This is a genomic window from Geobacter anodireducens (assembly GCA_001628815.1).
Lineage (GTDB): Bacteria > Desulfobacterota > Desulfuromonadia > Geobacterales > Geobacteraceae > Geobacter > Geobacter anodireducens.
Genome location: CP014963.1, coordinates 1,067,774 through 1,080,624, shown reverse-complemented (window position 1 = coordinate 1,080,624; position 12,851 = coordinate 1,067,774). Strand labels below are relative to the sequence as shown.

The following is a 12,851-nucleotide window of genomic DNA, read 5'->3' as shown; positions in this document are numbered from 1 at the left end:
GGCGGCCCCGACCCGGTGCCTACATGCTCAATTCACGCAGGATAGTTGTCGTGCTTCCGGCCTACAACGCCGAGAAGACGCTGGAAATGACCTACGCCGAGATTCCCTTCGAGCACGTTGACCACGTGCTGCTGGTGGACGACGCCAGCCGCGACCGGACCGCCCAGGTGGCCGAGCGGCTCGGGATCAGGACCATCGTCCACGACCGGAACAAGGGATACGGCGCCAACCAGAAGACCTGTTACCGGGCCGCCCTGGATCTGGGCGCGGACATCGTGATCATGGTCCACCCGGATTACCAGTACACCCCGAAGCTGATCACCGCCATGGCCGCCATGATCGCCTACGGCGAATTCGACGCGGTCCTCGGCTCGAGAATCCTGGGCATCGGCGCCCTGAAGGGGGGCATGCCCCTCTACAAGTACGTGGCCAACCGGGTGCTGACCCTGGTGGAGAACCTGCTGCTGAGCCACAAGCTGTCCGAGTACCATACCGGCTACCGGGCCTTTTCCCGCCAGGTGCTGGAGCAGCTCCCCCTGGACGCCAACGGCGACGATTTCGTCTTTGACAACCAGATGCTGGCCCAGATCATCTGGCACGGCTACCGGATCGGCGAGCTGAGCTGCCCGACCAAGTACTTCGAGGATGCCTCGTCCATCAATTTCCGGCGGAGCGTCATCTACGGCCTCGGGGTCCTGGGCACGGCCCTGGAGTTCAGGCTGGCGCGGATGGGCCTGATCAGGTCCGAGCGATTCACCCCCCGCAACGATCAGGCGGCGGCGCAATGACCCGCCTTTCTGCGTGCCGGGCCTGCGGCGGGCCGCTGGCCCCCTGGCTGGACAAGGTTGCCGACCCCCAGACCGGCGAACGGTTTCACCTCACCAGGTGCGGCCGGTGCGGCCTGGGGCATACGGAGCCGCAACCCGCCGACATGGCACCCTACTACGGGGCAGCCTATCACGGGGGCCGGCACGGCGTGACCGCCGCCTGGTGCGCCCGACGCCGCATCCGGTGGGTGACCGTTGCCTGCGGGGGCGATGGCGCGGGCAGGCGCCTTCTGGACGTGGGGTGCGGGGACGGGACGTTTCTCCTGGAGGCGGGACAGCGGGGCTGGCGGACGGTGGGGACCGAGCTGAACCCGGCCGCGGCCCGGGAGGCGGGGCTCGATGTGCGCCACAGCGTGGATGCCGCCGACGACGGCATCCCCTACGACTGCATCACCCTCTGGCACAGCCTGGAGCACATGACTGACCCCCGGAGGCTCCTGGCGCGGCTCGCCGCCATGCTCGGCCCCGGCGGGGTGCTGGTGGTGGCCGTGCCGGATGCCGGCGGGCTTCAATGCTGGCTTTTCGGCCGACACTGGCTGCACCTGGACGTGCCGAGACACCTCTACCACTTCAACCGCGCGGCCCTGGGGCGGCTCCTGGCCGCTGACGGATGTGCGGTTGTCCGCACCATGCACCACGAGTTCGAGTACGACCTGATGGGGTGGCTCCAGAGCGCCCTCAACGCGCTGCTGCCGGTGCCCAACATCCTCTTTGCCGCCCTGACCGGCCGGCGGCGCGGCGGGCACGGCGCTCTCACCCTGATCAGCCTCCTGCTGGCGGTGCTCTTCGCGCCGGCAGCGACGCTGCTGGTGATCGGGGAAACGCTCCTGGGACGGGGCGGTACCCTGGTGATGGTTGCACAAAAAACGCCGCGCACGTGAGGGTGCGCGGCGCGGTGTCCGATCATCGCAGCGGGCGGGAGCAGCAACACCCTGGATCTCCTCGCCCGGCTCATCCCCCGGCACGTGCCGTGGGACGGCCCTTGACAACCCTCCTCTTGACAGGCAATCGGTCCTCACTATACTTCATGAGATGTATTTTATCAAACGGAGGTACGCCATGATTCCAAAAACTATCAGTGCCCAGCGCCGCCGCCTGCAACGGGCCACCGTCCTCGTGGCAGTGATGTCCGCCCTTGCCGCAACCGGCTGTTCGAAGCAGGAGGCACCCCAGGCTCCCGCACCGTCCGCCGGTGGTCCGGCCGCCATGCCCGAGGGGATGAACGACCAGCAACAGACCGCCATGGGACGGGCCATCTTCAACAAGCGGTGCGCCAGTTGCCACGGCACGGACGGCAACGGCACGGGGACCAGCAGCGGACCGGCCCTCGACCAGGCCCAGTTCAAGTACGGCAGGACCCCCGAGGCTATCAAGGAAAGCATTGTCAAGGGGCGTCCCAACGGCATGCCCGCCTTCGGGTCAGCCTTCCAGGAAATCGAAATCGACACCCTGGTCGGCTTCGTGCAGAGCCTCCACAAACAGTAGCCCCGCCACCGAAAAGGGCCACCGACTCCGGTGGCCCTTTTTCCGCCCAATCCTTCCGTTCCGCATCCGGTTACCGTGCCGTCGGCAGCCCCGCCTCCTTCCACTCGACGAACAGCGACTGGAATATTGAGGGATAGGCGAGGCCGATCAGCTTCTTGTAGGCCATGTAGCTGCGGCTGCCCGTATTGCAGTAAACGATGATCTTCTTTTCCTTGGGCAGTTGGTCGGACCGGGCCGCAAGCTGCTCGGCCGGGATATTGATGGCCGTGGGGATGTGCCCCTCCTCGAACTCCATCTCGTCCCTCACGTCGATCAGGATATAGTCCTGGCTGCCGGAGCGGATCATCCGGTCCAGCTCGGCGGCCGGAACCTTGGTCGTATCGATCTTCCTGCCGTAGCCCGCCCCCGTGACGATGGGGAGGCCCCGCTCTTCCCAGACCGGCATCCCTTCGTTATAGACGGCAATGGCGGTGTACCCCAGGGGTTCCACCTTTTTGGCCACCCGCTTGCTTTTGCCGCACTTGACGCCGTTGCAGTAGAGAACGATGAGCTTCGCCTTGTCGGCGGGGAGTTGCGCCGAAGCGCTGTCGAAGGTCTTCTCCGGCACGTTGACCGCTCCGACGATGTGCGCTTCCGCGTACTCCTCGGGGGTCCTGGCATCGATCAGCAGGAAATCCTGCTTCTCGTCGATCATGGCCTTCAGGTGGTCCGTGGTCACAACCGGGTAATCCCCGGCGGCCCGGACGGGACTGCCGGCCAGGACGCCCAGGGCCACGGCAGCGCATACCAGTGCAAACAGCGCGATTCGCCTCATCTACCTTCCTCCTTTGGGTAACCGGCCCGGATCAGCGGGCGCGGGCATCATGCCCCGCATTGGGGCTCACATACAGTTCGGTCCGTTCGCCGGGAGGCAGCCGGAAAAACGGCGTCGCTCAACGATGCAGCCGTTTCCACTCCTCCATCCCGCCCTCGTAATTGCGGGCCGGGCCCAGGCCGGCCAGTTCGTGCACCATCAGGCGTACGCCGACCGGATTCCCCCGGCGCAGTAGTAGACAACGGGCCGGTCCGCATCGACCCCGTTCCTGGCCAGGAGCCTGCGCACCTCGGCCGGTGCCAGGGGCCGGCGTTCCTTGCCCGTGAAGAACTTGTCCCAGGGGATGTGCACCGAGCCGGGGATGCGGCCGGCGAGCCGCTCGAAAAAAGAGCGGGTATCGATGATAGCGACCGTGCCGAGCGAACGCTCCAGCTCGGCGGTGGTAATATCTTCCTCGGGCCGGACGGCAGAGCGGTACGTCAGGGTGCCACCGCTGTACCGTTCATGGCCCCGCGTGAGGGGAAGCCCCGCGGCGGTCCAGGCCTGGATGCCGCCGTCGAGCATCCGCACGGGGCCCTTGTGCCCAAGCCAGGCCAGGACCCAGGCGGCCCAGCCCTCCCCTCCCCAGCTTTTGTCCGCATCCCCGTAAACCACCACGGGAGTCCGCTCGTCGATCCCCATGGCTCCCAGGGCCCGGGCGAGGTCGCGGGGCGGCCAGAGCTTGTAGGGGACCCCCCTGTCGTCTGTCCTGGTGTAGTTCTCCCACGAAAAGGACCGGGCGCCGGGGATGTGACCCGCCTGCCAGTCGGAGCGCGGCCGGCCGTCGAGCACCACCCAGGTTCCGGCGGCGCGCGCCAGGGACTGGGGCTCCATCAGCCCGAAATCGCGGGCTGATGCGCCGGAAGCGGCAAGCACCACCACAACGGCTGCGACCAGAACGGTCAACAGAACGAAACGCCCGCGGCATCTTTCCATCAGGGAAATCCTCCTCATTTCGACATCATCCCGTGCGCTCCGCGTCGAACCCGGCCTGACCGCGCCCGGACCGGCGCAGCACACCGGCCTTCCCTGCGATCATCTGAAAACGCTCCCCCCCGGCATGCCGCTGCCAAGGATGAACAGTGCGACGGCGCAGGCGACCGCCAGCACCAGGAGGACGAGCGCGGCGCGGCTCCTGCCGGCGGGTCTGCGGGTGCCATCGGCATCGCCGCGAAAGGTCCGCTCCCGCGACGAGGCAACCGGGAGGGTGCGGCGCAACCGCCTCTTAAGCAGGAGACGGTTCAGGTAGGTCAGGGGCCCGCTGGCCACCTTGACCCTGCCCGCCAGGGCGGCCTCCGGCTCGAAGAGGAGATCCGCCACGTGGCTGGTGGGCGTGTGCGGGCCGAGAAACGAGGCGCAGCCGGCACAGTAGGTGATCGTCGTGCTGCCGCCGGCCTCTGCCGCGCGCAGGGAGGTCCACGCGCCGGCCAGGCGGGGCGCGGTGCAGCGGACCGCTCCCCCCTCGCCGCAACAGAGGGTCCGGGCGCCGTGGTGGGGCATTTCCCGAACCCTGAGCCCGGCTGCGCCCAGCAGTGTTCTCACGGCCGCGTGCACCCCGGCGTTATCGCGCGAGACGCAGGGATCGTGCACGGTCACCTCTCCGCCGGCGGCACGGGCGACGCCGATGTCCGCCCGGGCCAGCACCTCGTAAACGGTGACCACCTCCAGCTCAGGAGCATAGCGGGAGAACACCCCGTGGCAGTTGGGGCAGGCCACCAGGACGGTTTTCACCCCCTGCGCCAGGAGGTAGGCCTTCATTTCGCCGAACATGGCCGCAAAGTGCCCGGACCGCCCCAGGTCGTGGGACGGCTTGGTGCAACAGTCGAGAACCATGCCGAGGGAAGGGTCGTTGCCGCGCAGCAGGTCGAAGAGCTTCAGCGTTGTCCGGGGGCGGGTCCCCGGCAGCGCGCAGCCGGGAAAGAAGATCGTGCGGCACCCGTCGGGAAGCCCGTACCAGGTGAAAAGTCTCGATGTCCCGGCCCGTTCGTAGGACAGGAGCCCCCGGTAGGGAGACAGTTGCAGCGTGCCGGCATCGGCGGTGGCGCGCCGCATGGCAAGGAACAGGGCGGCAGGATCGACCCCTTCGGGGCAGACCGCGCGGCAGAGGCCGCACAGGCTGCACCCGAAGGGGAGATGGGACTGGTCCTGTCGCCGGGGATCAAAGGACGCTGCCAGCGCCTGTGGCGTGCCGTGCTCCCGCAGGAAGGCGCATTCGGCTACGCAGATGCCGCAGGCGGTGCAACGCGTTGCCACGTCACCGGCGGACCAGGGGGGACGGCTCATGAGCCCGATTCGCAGAGCTGGGGATGGGGCCACCCCTCCATTCCCTTTTCAAGGATGAAGAGCCGCTTCTCGTCCACACCGCGGGACTTCAGGTAGTCATAGCTGTTCTTTGCCCCGCCGCCGCCCCGGGGGCAGACGATCACCACCTCGTCGGCGGTGGCGTTGATCCGTTCGAGGGTCGCGTCGAGCCGTTTCTTGTCCTCGTCGCTCTTGACGGGATAGGCGTTGGTTTCGAGGGAACCCTTGAAATGCCGCTTCTGGAACGACTCGGGGGTCTGGATGTCGACGATGACCATGGACTTGCCCCCTTCGACCCACTGCTTGAACGTGTCCTGATTCACGTACCGGTAATCGGCCGCCAGCGCCGCCACCGCCAAGGCCACCACCATCATTGCTGCCAGGACTACTACTCTTCTCATGCGATTCTCCTTTTTTCCGGGACCGCCCTAGGCGGTCCTCTTCATTGAACGGTGGACGATTTCGAGGAATGCCTCGACCCGGACCTTCAGCTGGCCCGTGTCCGACTCCGAATAGTCGGTTTCGATCTGGAGGAACGGCAGACCGGTCCGCTGCTGAAGATGCTTCTTCAGGACCGATGATTCAACGGCATAGGTATGGCACCCGAGCCAGGTCAGGTCCACGACTCCGTCCGCGCGGAATTCGCGCGTCAGGCGCTCCACCAGCTCCAATCGGCCGGCATTGGGCGACATGCATGAGCAGGGTACCTTCAGGTACCGTTCGGCGATGGCCCGAAGCGGGTCGCCGTCTTCCCGCACCTGCTCCACCTTCTTGTAAGCCCCGCAGCTCTCCAGGCAGACCACCGAGGCGCCGCTCTCCTCGATGATCCGGATCAGCTTTTCCGAACCGATCCCCACGGGCACGCCGGTGAGCAGAATCCGCGGCGTGGATTCGGTGAAGGGCGAGATGCCCGCTGCGGCCATCTGCCGCAACTCGGCCGCGAATCGATCCACCAGCCCGATGGCTGCCCGCCGGTCCACGGAAAAGCCGCGGTTGTGAAGGACGGTCAGCAGGTCGAGCCCGCTGATGGGGGACGGGATGGCCTTGCAGACGTCCTGGAGCGCCTGGAGGGACCGGCGCTCTTCGTTCATGAGTCGGATGGCTTCGGTCAGGGCCTTGCCGGTGATCTGCACGCCAAACTCGTTCTCAAGTCGCTCCTTGAGCCGTCGGACCTCAAGGAGCCAGTATTCCAGGGCAGCCTCGTCCTGGATCTGGGGAAGCTGCATTACATGGACCGGCTTGAGCTCCCCCAGAAGCTCATACATCTTTTTCTTGCCGTCACAGGTGGTCTCTGCCAGGAGGAAGTCGGCAAAGTGAAAATAGGGGCAGGTGTCCGTGACGGCAAACCCGTAGCTCGACTTGATGAGCGGGCAGAGATTGCGGGGCAGCACCTTCTCGGCCGCGGGGATCGGCTTCTGGCTCGTCCCGCAGAGCGACACGGGAATGGCGCCGGCCGCCAGGATCAGTTCCGTCGGCGAAAAGAGACAGTAGGTGCCCACCGCATGCCGGCCGGCTTCCCTGGCCTCCTTGAGGGCAATGAGATTGCGCTCCTTGAGGGTGGCTATCTCGACAAAGGTTTCTGAATGTATCATGGCGACAGGATGGCCTCTTTCCGGACCGGGATACTACGCATTGCAGCCGATGAGGGCGGCGCCGAGGGCGCCCACGGTCTGGGGGTCTTCCGGCACGTGCAGGGACAGCCCCAGCCGCCGGGCGATGACGCCGCTGATGGAGCCGTTGGTGGCGAGCCCCCCGGTGAAGGTAATCCCCTCGTGGGCCTCCAGCCGCCCCACCAGCCCTTCCATCCGGCGGGCGATGGCGTCGATGATGCCGGCCGCAATGGCGCCCTTGGGGGTTCCCTGGGCGAGGAGGCCGATGATTTCCGATTCGGCGAAGACCGTGCACATGCTGGTGAGCGGCACCGGTTCGCTGGACGCGGCCAGGGAGCCGAGCTCGTCGAGGGTGAGGTCGAGGATGCCCGCCATGACCTGGAGAAAACGGCCGGTGCCCGCGGCGCACTTGTCGTTCATGATGAAGTCGGACACCGATCCGTCATCGCTTACCAGGATGACCTTGCTGTCCTGGCCGCCGATATCGATGACCGCGCGGGTGTCGGGATTCAGGTACCAGGCCCCGCGCGCGTGACAGGAAATCTCCGTGACCCGTTGATCGCTGAACGGCAGGGACACCCGGCCGTAACCGGTGCCCACCACGCGGGAGACGCTCTCTTCCCGGAGCCCGGCGGACGAAAGAGCTTCGCGAAAGGCCCGAAGGCCCGCCTCGCGCGGCTCCCAGCCGGTTGGTACCACTGCCCGGCCGCGAACCATGCCGTCGAACACGACGGCCTTGGTGGCGGTGGAGCCGATGTCGATCCCGACACTCACCATATCTGCCTCCCGCCGCAGCCGCGCCGCGGCATCACACAATCAGCACCCATTACAGGCGAATGACGGAACCGGCCGTGAGCATCGCCTCGGCCGTGGTGAACATATTGGTTACCGTTCCGGCCGCGAGCTTCTCCTTGCAGTGGAAGAAGTCGAGGCAGACGCCGCAGGAAAGGACCTCCACCCCCCGGTTGCCCAGGTGCTCCAGCGCCTGAAGCACCTCCGACCCTTCGGTGGTGAGGAGCACGCCCGAGTTGAGGAACATCATCCGGTCCGGGAGACTCTCCTGGTCCAGGAGCGTGATGATGAAGTTCTTCATCAGGAGCCGGCCCAGTTCCTCGGGGCCGTCGCCCAGGCGGTCCGAGGTGATGAGCATGACCGTCCGGCCCTGCCGCGCGGGGTTCTCCGCCGGGGCTGAAGGGGCGCCCTCCCCGCTGCCGATGGTGATGGCAAAGCCGCCGTCCGCCTCCTCGACGGCCACCCGGAACCCCCGGTTGGCGGCGAAGCGGGCCACGTTCTCGCGGGGGCCCCCCATCGACGAGCACCCGCACGGTCTCTCCGCCCGCCTCCTCCAGCGCCCGCTTGGTGGACACCACCGGCGCCGGGCACGCCATGTTCCTGCAATCGATCGTTTTCATAGAAGCTGTAACCTTCCTACATCCAGAGGACCCAGGAGTCCTGGATGTTCTTCATGAGCCAGTCGCCGGCAGCCTTTTCCACGAAATCGAACTTGTCGCCCCCCACGGCGCCGGCATATTCGGCGCACGGCGGGCAGGCGCCGAACCAGGCCCCCTTGTCCTTGAGCTTTTTCATGATGCTCTCGGCATTGCCGAACTTCTTGAAGATGGGGGATTCGATCCGCCCGGCCTTGTTGCTGTTGGCCAGATCGGCTCCTTCCAGGGTCATCCAGACGTGGACCTTGCCCCAGCCCTTGTCGGCAACCACCTGGGCCATGAGCAGGGCAAAGATGGCGCGGTTCGGATCATTGCCGCCATGGGTGATGACGATGACGTATTTGCCTTTCCCCTCCGGGTCACCCGCAAAGGCCTGGCCACCCATGAGCCCGGCAAGGCCTGCCGCGCCGAGCCCCATGCCGATGGTCCTGAGGAAGTCGCCCCTGCTAACCGCATCCGCTGCCGAAGACTCCGGGCACTCCGTTTCTTCCCTTTTCATGAGAATCCCTCCGTGATACATTCATAGGATAAAACCGTGCAAATTATCGACTAATTGACAGAATCAGGTCAAATTGATATTTTTCATATATGAAATAACTTCAATCGGGAAAGACGATATCACGCCATGAACCTCAAGCAGCTCGAAGTATTTCTGGCAGTCGCCGAGAGCGGCAGTTTCTCCCGCGGCGCGGAAGCCACCTTCCTTACCCAATCCACCGTGAGCCAGCACATTGCCGCCCTGGAGAGCGAGGTGGGCGTGCGGCTCCTGGACCGGACGAGCCGAGGGGCGCTCCTCACCGAGGGGGGGAAAATCCTGCTGGAGCACGCCCGGAAAGTTGTGGCCGGCAGCCGCGAAATCAGCAAAGTCATGCGGCGGTTCCGGGGGCTGGAGGAGGCGGAGCTGCGCATCGGCGGCAGCACCATCCCGGCCGATTACCTGATTCCCGCCATGCTCGCCTCGTTCCTGGGGCGGCACCCCGGCGTCCAGGTGACGCTGCTCCAGGGGGACAGCCGCGACATCCTGGACCGGATCGAGCGGGAGGACGCGGAGGTGGGCATCATCGGCAGCCGTTTCGACGAGGAGGGGTTCACCTTCACCCCCCTCGGCCGGGACGAGATACGGCTCATCGCCGCCCCGGGCCACCCCCTGGCGGGCACCGGAGCCGTTCCCCTCGCCGAACTGGCGAACCACGGCTTCGTCTTCCGGGAGCGGGGGTCGGGCACGGCCAAGAGCGTTGCCGAGGCACTGGCGGAGGCGGGCCTACCCGCCGAGAGGCTCCACGTCCGCGCCTGCCTGGGCAGCAACGAGGCGGTCAAGCAGGCAGTGGCAACCGGTCTGGGGCTGTCGTTCGTGTCGGAGCTGTCGGTGCGCAAGGAGCTCGCCCGGGGCGAGCTGGTCGAACTGCCGGTGGAGGGGCTGACCATCGCCCGGACCTTTTATCTCGTCGCCCGCACCGGCCGGGAACTCTCCCCACCGGCCCTCGCCTTCATCGGCGAGCTGACCGGGACCCGGCTCGGCACCCGGTCCGCCTGACCCGCAGCTCGACGCTCCCCCGTCATTACACACCATGGAAAAGATTCTCATCATAGACGACGAGGCGTTCATCCGCGAAAACGTGGAGCGGATCCTCACCGAAGACGGCTACCAGGCCCTCTGCGCCGCCTCCGGCACCGAGGCGCGCGAGATCGTTGCCGACGAGGACGTGGACCTGGTCCTGCTGGACCTGAACCTGGGCACCGAGGACGGCATCGAGGTGCTCAAGGAGTTGAAGATCCTGGACCCGGAGCTCCTCGTCATCATCATCACCGGCTTCGGCTCGGTGGAAAGCGCCGTGGACGCCCTGAAGCTGGGCGCCTTCCACTACATGAAAAAGCCCTTCAAGGCGGACGCCTGCGGGTTATCGTGAAGCTGGCGCTCCAGACCCAGACCCTGCGGCGCGAGGTCCGCAATCTCCGCAAAGGGGACCTGACCCTGTTCGAAAACGTCCCCCTGGTGGGGGCCGGCGAGGGGTTGAAGGAGATCATCCGCCAAGTCAAGGAGGTGGCCCGCTTCCCCCTCTCAACGGTCCTCATCACCGGCGAGTCGGGCACCGGCAAGGAACTGGTGGCGCGCACCATCCACCACCTCTCGGACCGGCGCGAGGCCCCCTTCGTCGCCATCAACTGCGCGTCCATGCCGGTTTCACTGCTGGAAAGCGAGCTCTTCGGCCACGAGAAGGGGGCGTTCACCGATGCCAGCCAGCGCAAGCCCGGCCTCTTCGAGGAAGCCAGAAGGGGACCATCTTTCTGGACGAGATCGGCGAGATGGACGTCTCCATCCAGGCCAAGCTGCTGCGGGTGCTGGAGGACCGGAAAATAAGGCGGGTCGGCGGGACGCGGAACATCGACATCGACGTGCGGGTGATCGCGGCCACCAACCGCAACCTGCGCGACGCCATCCGCGAGGGGAACTTCAGGGAAGACCTCTACTACCGTCTCAACGTTTTTCCCATCCACATCCCGCCGCTGCGGGAGCGGAAAGAGGATATCCCGGTCCTGGCGAAATTCTACCTGGACCGCTACGGCCGCACCTTCAACCGCAGTTTCCAGACCATCTCGGCCAAGGCCCTGCGGCTGCTGGAAACGCACCCCTGGCCCGGCAACATCCGCGAGATGAAAAACGTCATCGAGCGGATCTGCATCATGCATGACGGCCCGGAACTGACCCCGAACCACCTGCCGCCCGAGATCAAGCAGACCGAGGGGGCCGCTGCCCCGCCGGCCACGGATGTGACCGCGGACCTGGCCCTGGGGCTCGAAGCGGCCACCGACCGCTACGAGAAGCAGCTCATCGCTGCGGCCCTGGACATGACCGGCAACAACGTGCTGCAGGCGGCCCAGATTCTCAAGATTCCACGGGGAACGCTGCGCTACAAGATGGCGCGGCATGGATTGCACGGGGGCGGAAGCGACGGGGGATAGGAAACGGCAGGTACCGCGGGGTCAGAATTCCGCGACGATCAGTTCTGACAGGGGCTTGCGGTCCGAGTGGTGGGGAACCCCGGACGGCCGTCCCACGGCGATCACCGCCATGAGCTCCAGGTTCGGCGGGAGCCCCAGCAGGTCTCGCACCTGGCCGGCGCTCTTCAGGATCTCGCCCAGCCACACGGCCCCGAGCCCCAGGGCGTGGGCCGCCAGCAGCATGTTCTGGAGGCAGGCCCCCATGGCCTGATGGTCCTTGGTCTCGTGGTACATGGCGTCCCGGTCGCAGAACACCGCAATGCTGACCGGCGCCCCTTCCACGATGTGGCGGTAGCGGGTGAGCCCCGCCAGGTCCCGGAGCTTTTCCCGGTCGCGGACAACGGCGAACCGCCACGGCTGGTTGTTGAGTCCGGACGGTGCCCATGCCCCGGCCCGGATGATCTCCTTCACCTCCGCGGGGTTCACCGGCTCATCGGTGAACTGCCGCACGCTGCGGCGCGAAAAAATCCCTTCGAGCAGTTCCATCAGCGCATCAACCGCCACAGGTAGATGAACGATCCCCCCACCGTCATGGCCGAGACGAGGCTCATGGCCTGGTGGACCGACATGGAGAAGGCTATCCGGCCCGGAAAGTCGGCCGCATTGGAAGCCCCGCCCAGGAACTCGATCAGGTCAACCCACTCCGGGTCCCACTGGTAGACCTGGAGGTAGAGGGCCGACCCCTTCCAGAGGAACAGGCAGACAAAGGCAACGCCGAAGGCGATGAATCCGCCGGAGATGGGGGAGTCCTTGATCTGGCGGTAAATCTTCAGAATCATGTCGAAGTTGACGATGGAAAGAAAGACCCAGTTGGCGTTGTCGATCATCCTGATCTGGCGCAGGACGTAATCGGACGGCGGCGGGTTGGTGTAAATGAACAGAGCCGACAGTGCGATGGCTCCCACGGTCAGGGTGGCGACGGTGCGCTTGCTGCCGGTTATTTCGAGGGTCCGGGTGAAGAGGTAGTACTCCCGGAACCCGAATGTCAGGACAATGATGGCGATGGTGCTGATCACGTAGTGGACCGCCGCCAGATGGTGGTACATGGAAAAGGGGTTGAGCGCGTACGCCTGGCTGAAGAAAATGAGGCAGAAGCCGATGGCGATGCTAGTCCAGAGGCGGGCATTGCCGATGCTGAAATAGATGCTGATGATGGCGGCGATCAGCCAGAAGAAGACCTCAACGATAGTCACTATGGTGACATTATGGAGAAACTCCACGTCAACCTCCCGTCAATTGGCTTACACCGGCACCAGGGCCCTCTCCGCGAAACGGAAGTTTCTCCGGAGAGTTGCGGCCATTGCAGATCCTTCGCACTACCCCGTCC

General features: G+C 65.8%; 11 protein-coding genes and 4 pseudogenes. 5 read left to right on the top strand and 10 right to left on the bottom strand.

Annotation, left to right across the window (positions count from 1 at the left end; translation table 11 throughout):
* Window positions 1-23: 23 nt before the first annotated feature.
* The 3 genes from A2G06_05050 (at window position 24) to A2G06_05040 (ending at window position 2,312) form a co-directional block, all read left to right on the top strand.
* Window positions 24-788, top strand: a complete 765-nt coding sequence (locus tag A2G06_05050; protein ID ANA39819.1) for a glycosyl transferase family 2 — start codon at window positions 24-26, stop codon at window positions 786-788.
* On the top strand, window positions 785-1,708 hold the full coding sequence (locus A2G06_05045) for a hypothetical protein (GenBank protein ID ANA39818.1): 924 nt from the start codon (window positions 785-787) through the stop codon (window positions 1,706-1,708). Before A2G06_05050 ends, A2G06_05045 begins: the two co-directional genes overlap by 4 nt.
* Before the next feature lie 178 nt (window positions 1,709-1,886).
* Window positions 1,887-2,312, top strand: coding sequence for a cytochrome C (locus A2G06_05040; protein ANA39817.1), 426 nt, complete (start codon window positions 1,887-1,889; stop codon window positions 2,310-2,312).
* 70 nt (window positions 2,313-2,382) lie between these two features.
* Here A2G06_05040 and A2G06_05035 read toward each other — a convergent pair whose 3' ends face one another.
* The 8 genes and pseudogenes from A2G06_05035 to A2G06_05000 all read right to left on the bottom strand — a co-directional run bounded on the left by A2G06_05035 (window position 2,383) and on the right by A2G06_05000 (window position 9,023).
* On the bottom strand, window positions 2,383-3,126 hold the full coding sequence (locus tag A2G06_05035) for a sulfurtransferase (GenBank protein ANA39816.1): 744 nt from the start codon (window positions 3,124-3,126) through the stop codon (window positions 2,383-2,385).
* A gap of 118 nt (window positions 3,127-3,244) precedes the next feature.
* Window positions 3,245-4,077 (bottom strand): annotated as a pseudogene (locus A2G06_05030) (sulfurtransferase).
* 159 nt (window positions 4,078-4,236) lie between these two features.
* Window positions 4,237-5,448: pseudogene (locus tag A2G06_05025) on the bottom strand (sulfurtransferase).
* Window positions 5,445-5,867, bottom strand: a complete 423-nt coding sequence (locus A2G06_05020; GenBank protein ANA39815.1) for a hypothetical protein — start codon at window positions 5,865-5,867, stop codon at window positions 5,445-5,447. Before A2G06_05020 ends, A2G06_05025 begins: the two are co-directional and overlap by 4 nt.
* Window positions 5,868-5,894: 27 nt before the next feature.
* The gene (locus tag A2G06_05015; GenBank protein ID ANA39814.1) at window positions 5,895-7,058 is read right to left on the bottom strand and encodes a hypothetical protein; all 1,164 of its coding nucleotides are present in this window, start codon (window positions 7,056-7,058) and stop codon (window positions 5,895-5,897) included.
* Between the two features lie 33 nt (window positions 7,059-7,091).
* Entirely contained in the window at window positions 7,092-7,853 is a 762-nt protein-coding gene (locus A2G06_05010; GenBank protein ANA39813.1) for a 2-hydroxyglutaryl-CoA dehydratase, read from the bottom strand.
* Between the two features lie 49 nt (window positions 7,854-7,902).
* A pseudogene (locus A2G06_05005) lies at window positions 7,903-8,488 on the bottom strand (SirA family protein).
* A 16-nt stretch (window positions 8,489-8,504) separates the two neighbouring features.
* Complete coding sequence (locus A2G06_05000; GenBank protein ID ANA39812.1) at window positions 8,505-9,023, bottom strand: hypothetical protein; 519 nt, start codon at window positions 9,021-9,023, stop codon at window positions 8,505-8,507.
* Window positions 9,024-9,149: 126 nt separating this feature from the next.
* On the opposite strand from A2G06_05000, the gene A2G06_04995 reads away from it, so the two are divergent.
* Together A2G06_04995 and A2G06_04990 are read left to right on the top strand one after the other, a co-directional pair.
* The gene (locus tag A2G06_04995; protein ANA39811.1) at window positions 9,150-10,058 is read left to right on the top strand and encodes a LysR family transcriptional regulator; all 909 of its coding nucleotides are present in this window, start codon (window positions 9,150-9,152) and stop codon (window positions 10,056-10,058) included.
* Window positions 10,059-10,092: 34 nt separating this feature from the next.
* Window positions 10,093-11,485: pseudogene (locus A2G06_04990) on the top strand (Fis family transcriptional regulator).
* A 21-nt stretch (window positions 11,486-11,506) separates the two neighbouring features.
* Here A2G06_04990 and A2G06_04985 read toward each other — a convergent pair.
* Both A2G06_04985 and A2G06_04980 read right to left on the bottom strand, forming a co-directional pair.
* Window positions 11,507-12,010, bottom strand: a complete 504-nt coding sequence (locus tag A2G06_04985; GenBank protein ANA41596.1) for a nitroreductase — start codon at window positions 12,008-12,010, stop codon at window positions 11,507-11,509.
* On the bottom strand, window positions 12,010-12,744 hold the full coding sequence (locus A2G06_04980) for a hypothetical protein (GenBank protein ANA39810.1): 735 nt from the start codon (window positions 12,742-12,744) through the stop codon (window positions 12,010-12,012). Before A2G06_04980 ends, A2G06_04985 begins: the two co-directional genes overlap by 1 nt.
* Window positions 12,745-12,851: the final 107 nt, after the last annotated feature.

Excerpts from the sequence above, each read along its gene's own strand:
- A2G06_05040 (ANA39817.1), top strand. The coding sequence starts at position 1,887 with ATGATTCCAAAAACTATCAGTGCCCAGCGCCGCCGCCTGCAACGGGCC.
- A2G06_04985 (ANA41596.1), bottom strand. The coding sequence starts at position 12,010 with ATGGAACTGCTCGAAGGGATTTTTTCGCGCCGCAGCGTGCGGCAGTTC.
- A2G06_05010 (ANA39813.1), bottom strand. The coding sequence starts at position 7,853 with ATGGTGAGTGTCGGGATCGACATCGGCTCCACCGCCACCAAGGCCGTC.
- A2G06_04995 (ANA39811.1), top strand. The coding sequence starts at position 9,150 with ATGAACCTCAAGCAGCTCGAAGTATTTCTGGCAGTCGCCGAGAGCGGC.
- A2G06_05015 (ANA39814.1), bottom strand. The coding sequence starts at position 7,058 with ATGATACATTCAGAAACCTTTGTCGAGATAGCCACCCTCAAGGAGCGC.
- A2G06_05000 (ANA39812.1), bottom strand. The coding sequence starts at position 9,023 with ATGAAAAGGGAAGAAACGGAGTGCCCGGAGTCTTCGGCAGCGGATGCG.
- A2G06_05020 (ANA39815.1), bottom strand. The coding sequence starts at position 5,867 with ATGAGAAGAGTAGTAGTCCTGGCAGCAATGATGGTGGTGGCCTTGGCG.
- A2G06_05035 (ANA39816.1), bottom strand. The coding sequence starts at position 3,126 with ATGAGGCGAATCGCGCTGTTTGCACTGGTATGCGCTGCCGTGGCCCTG.
- A2G06_05045 (ANA39818.1), top strand. The coding sequence starts at position 785 with ATGACCCGCCTTTCTGCGTGCCGGGCCTGCGGCGGGCCGCTGGCCCCC.
- A2G06_05050 (ANA39819.1), top strand. The coding sequence starts at position 24 with ATGCTCAATTCACGCAGGATAGTTGTCGTGCTTCCGGCCTACAACGCC.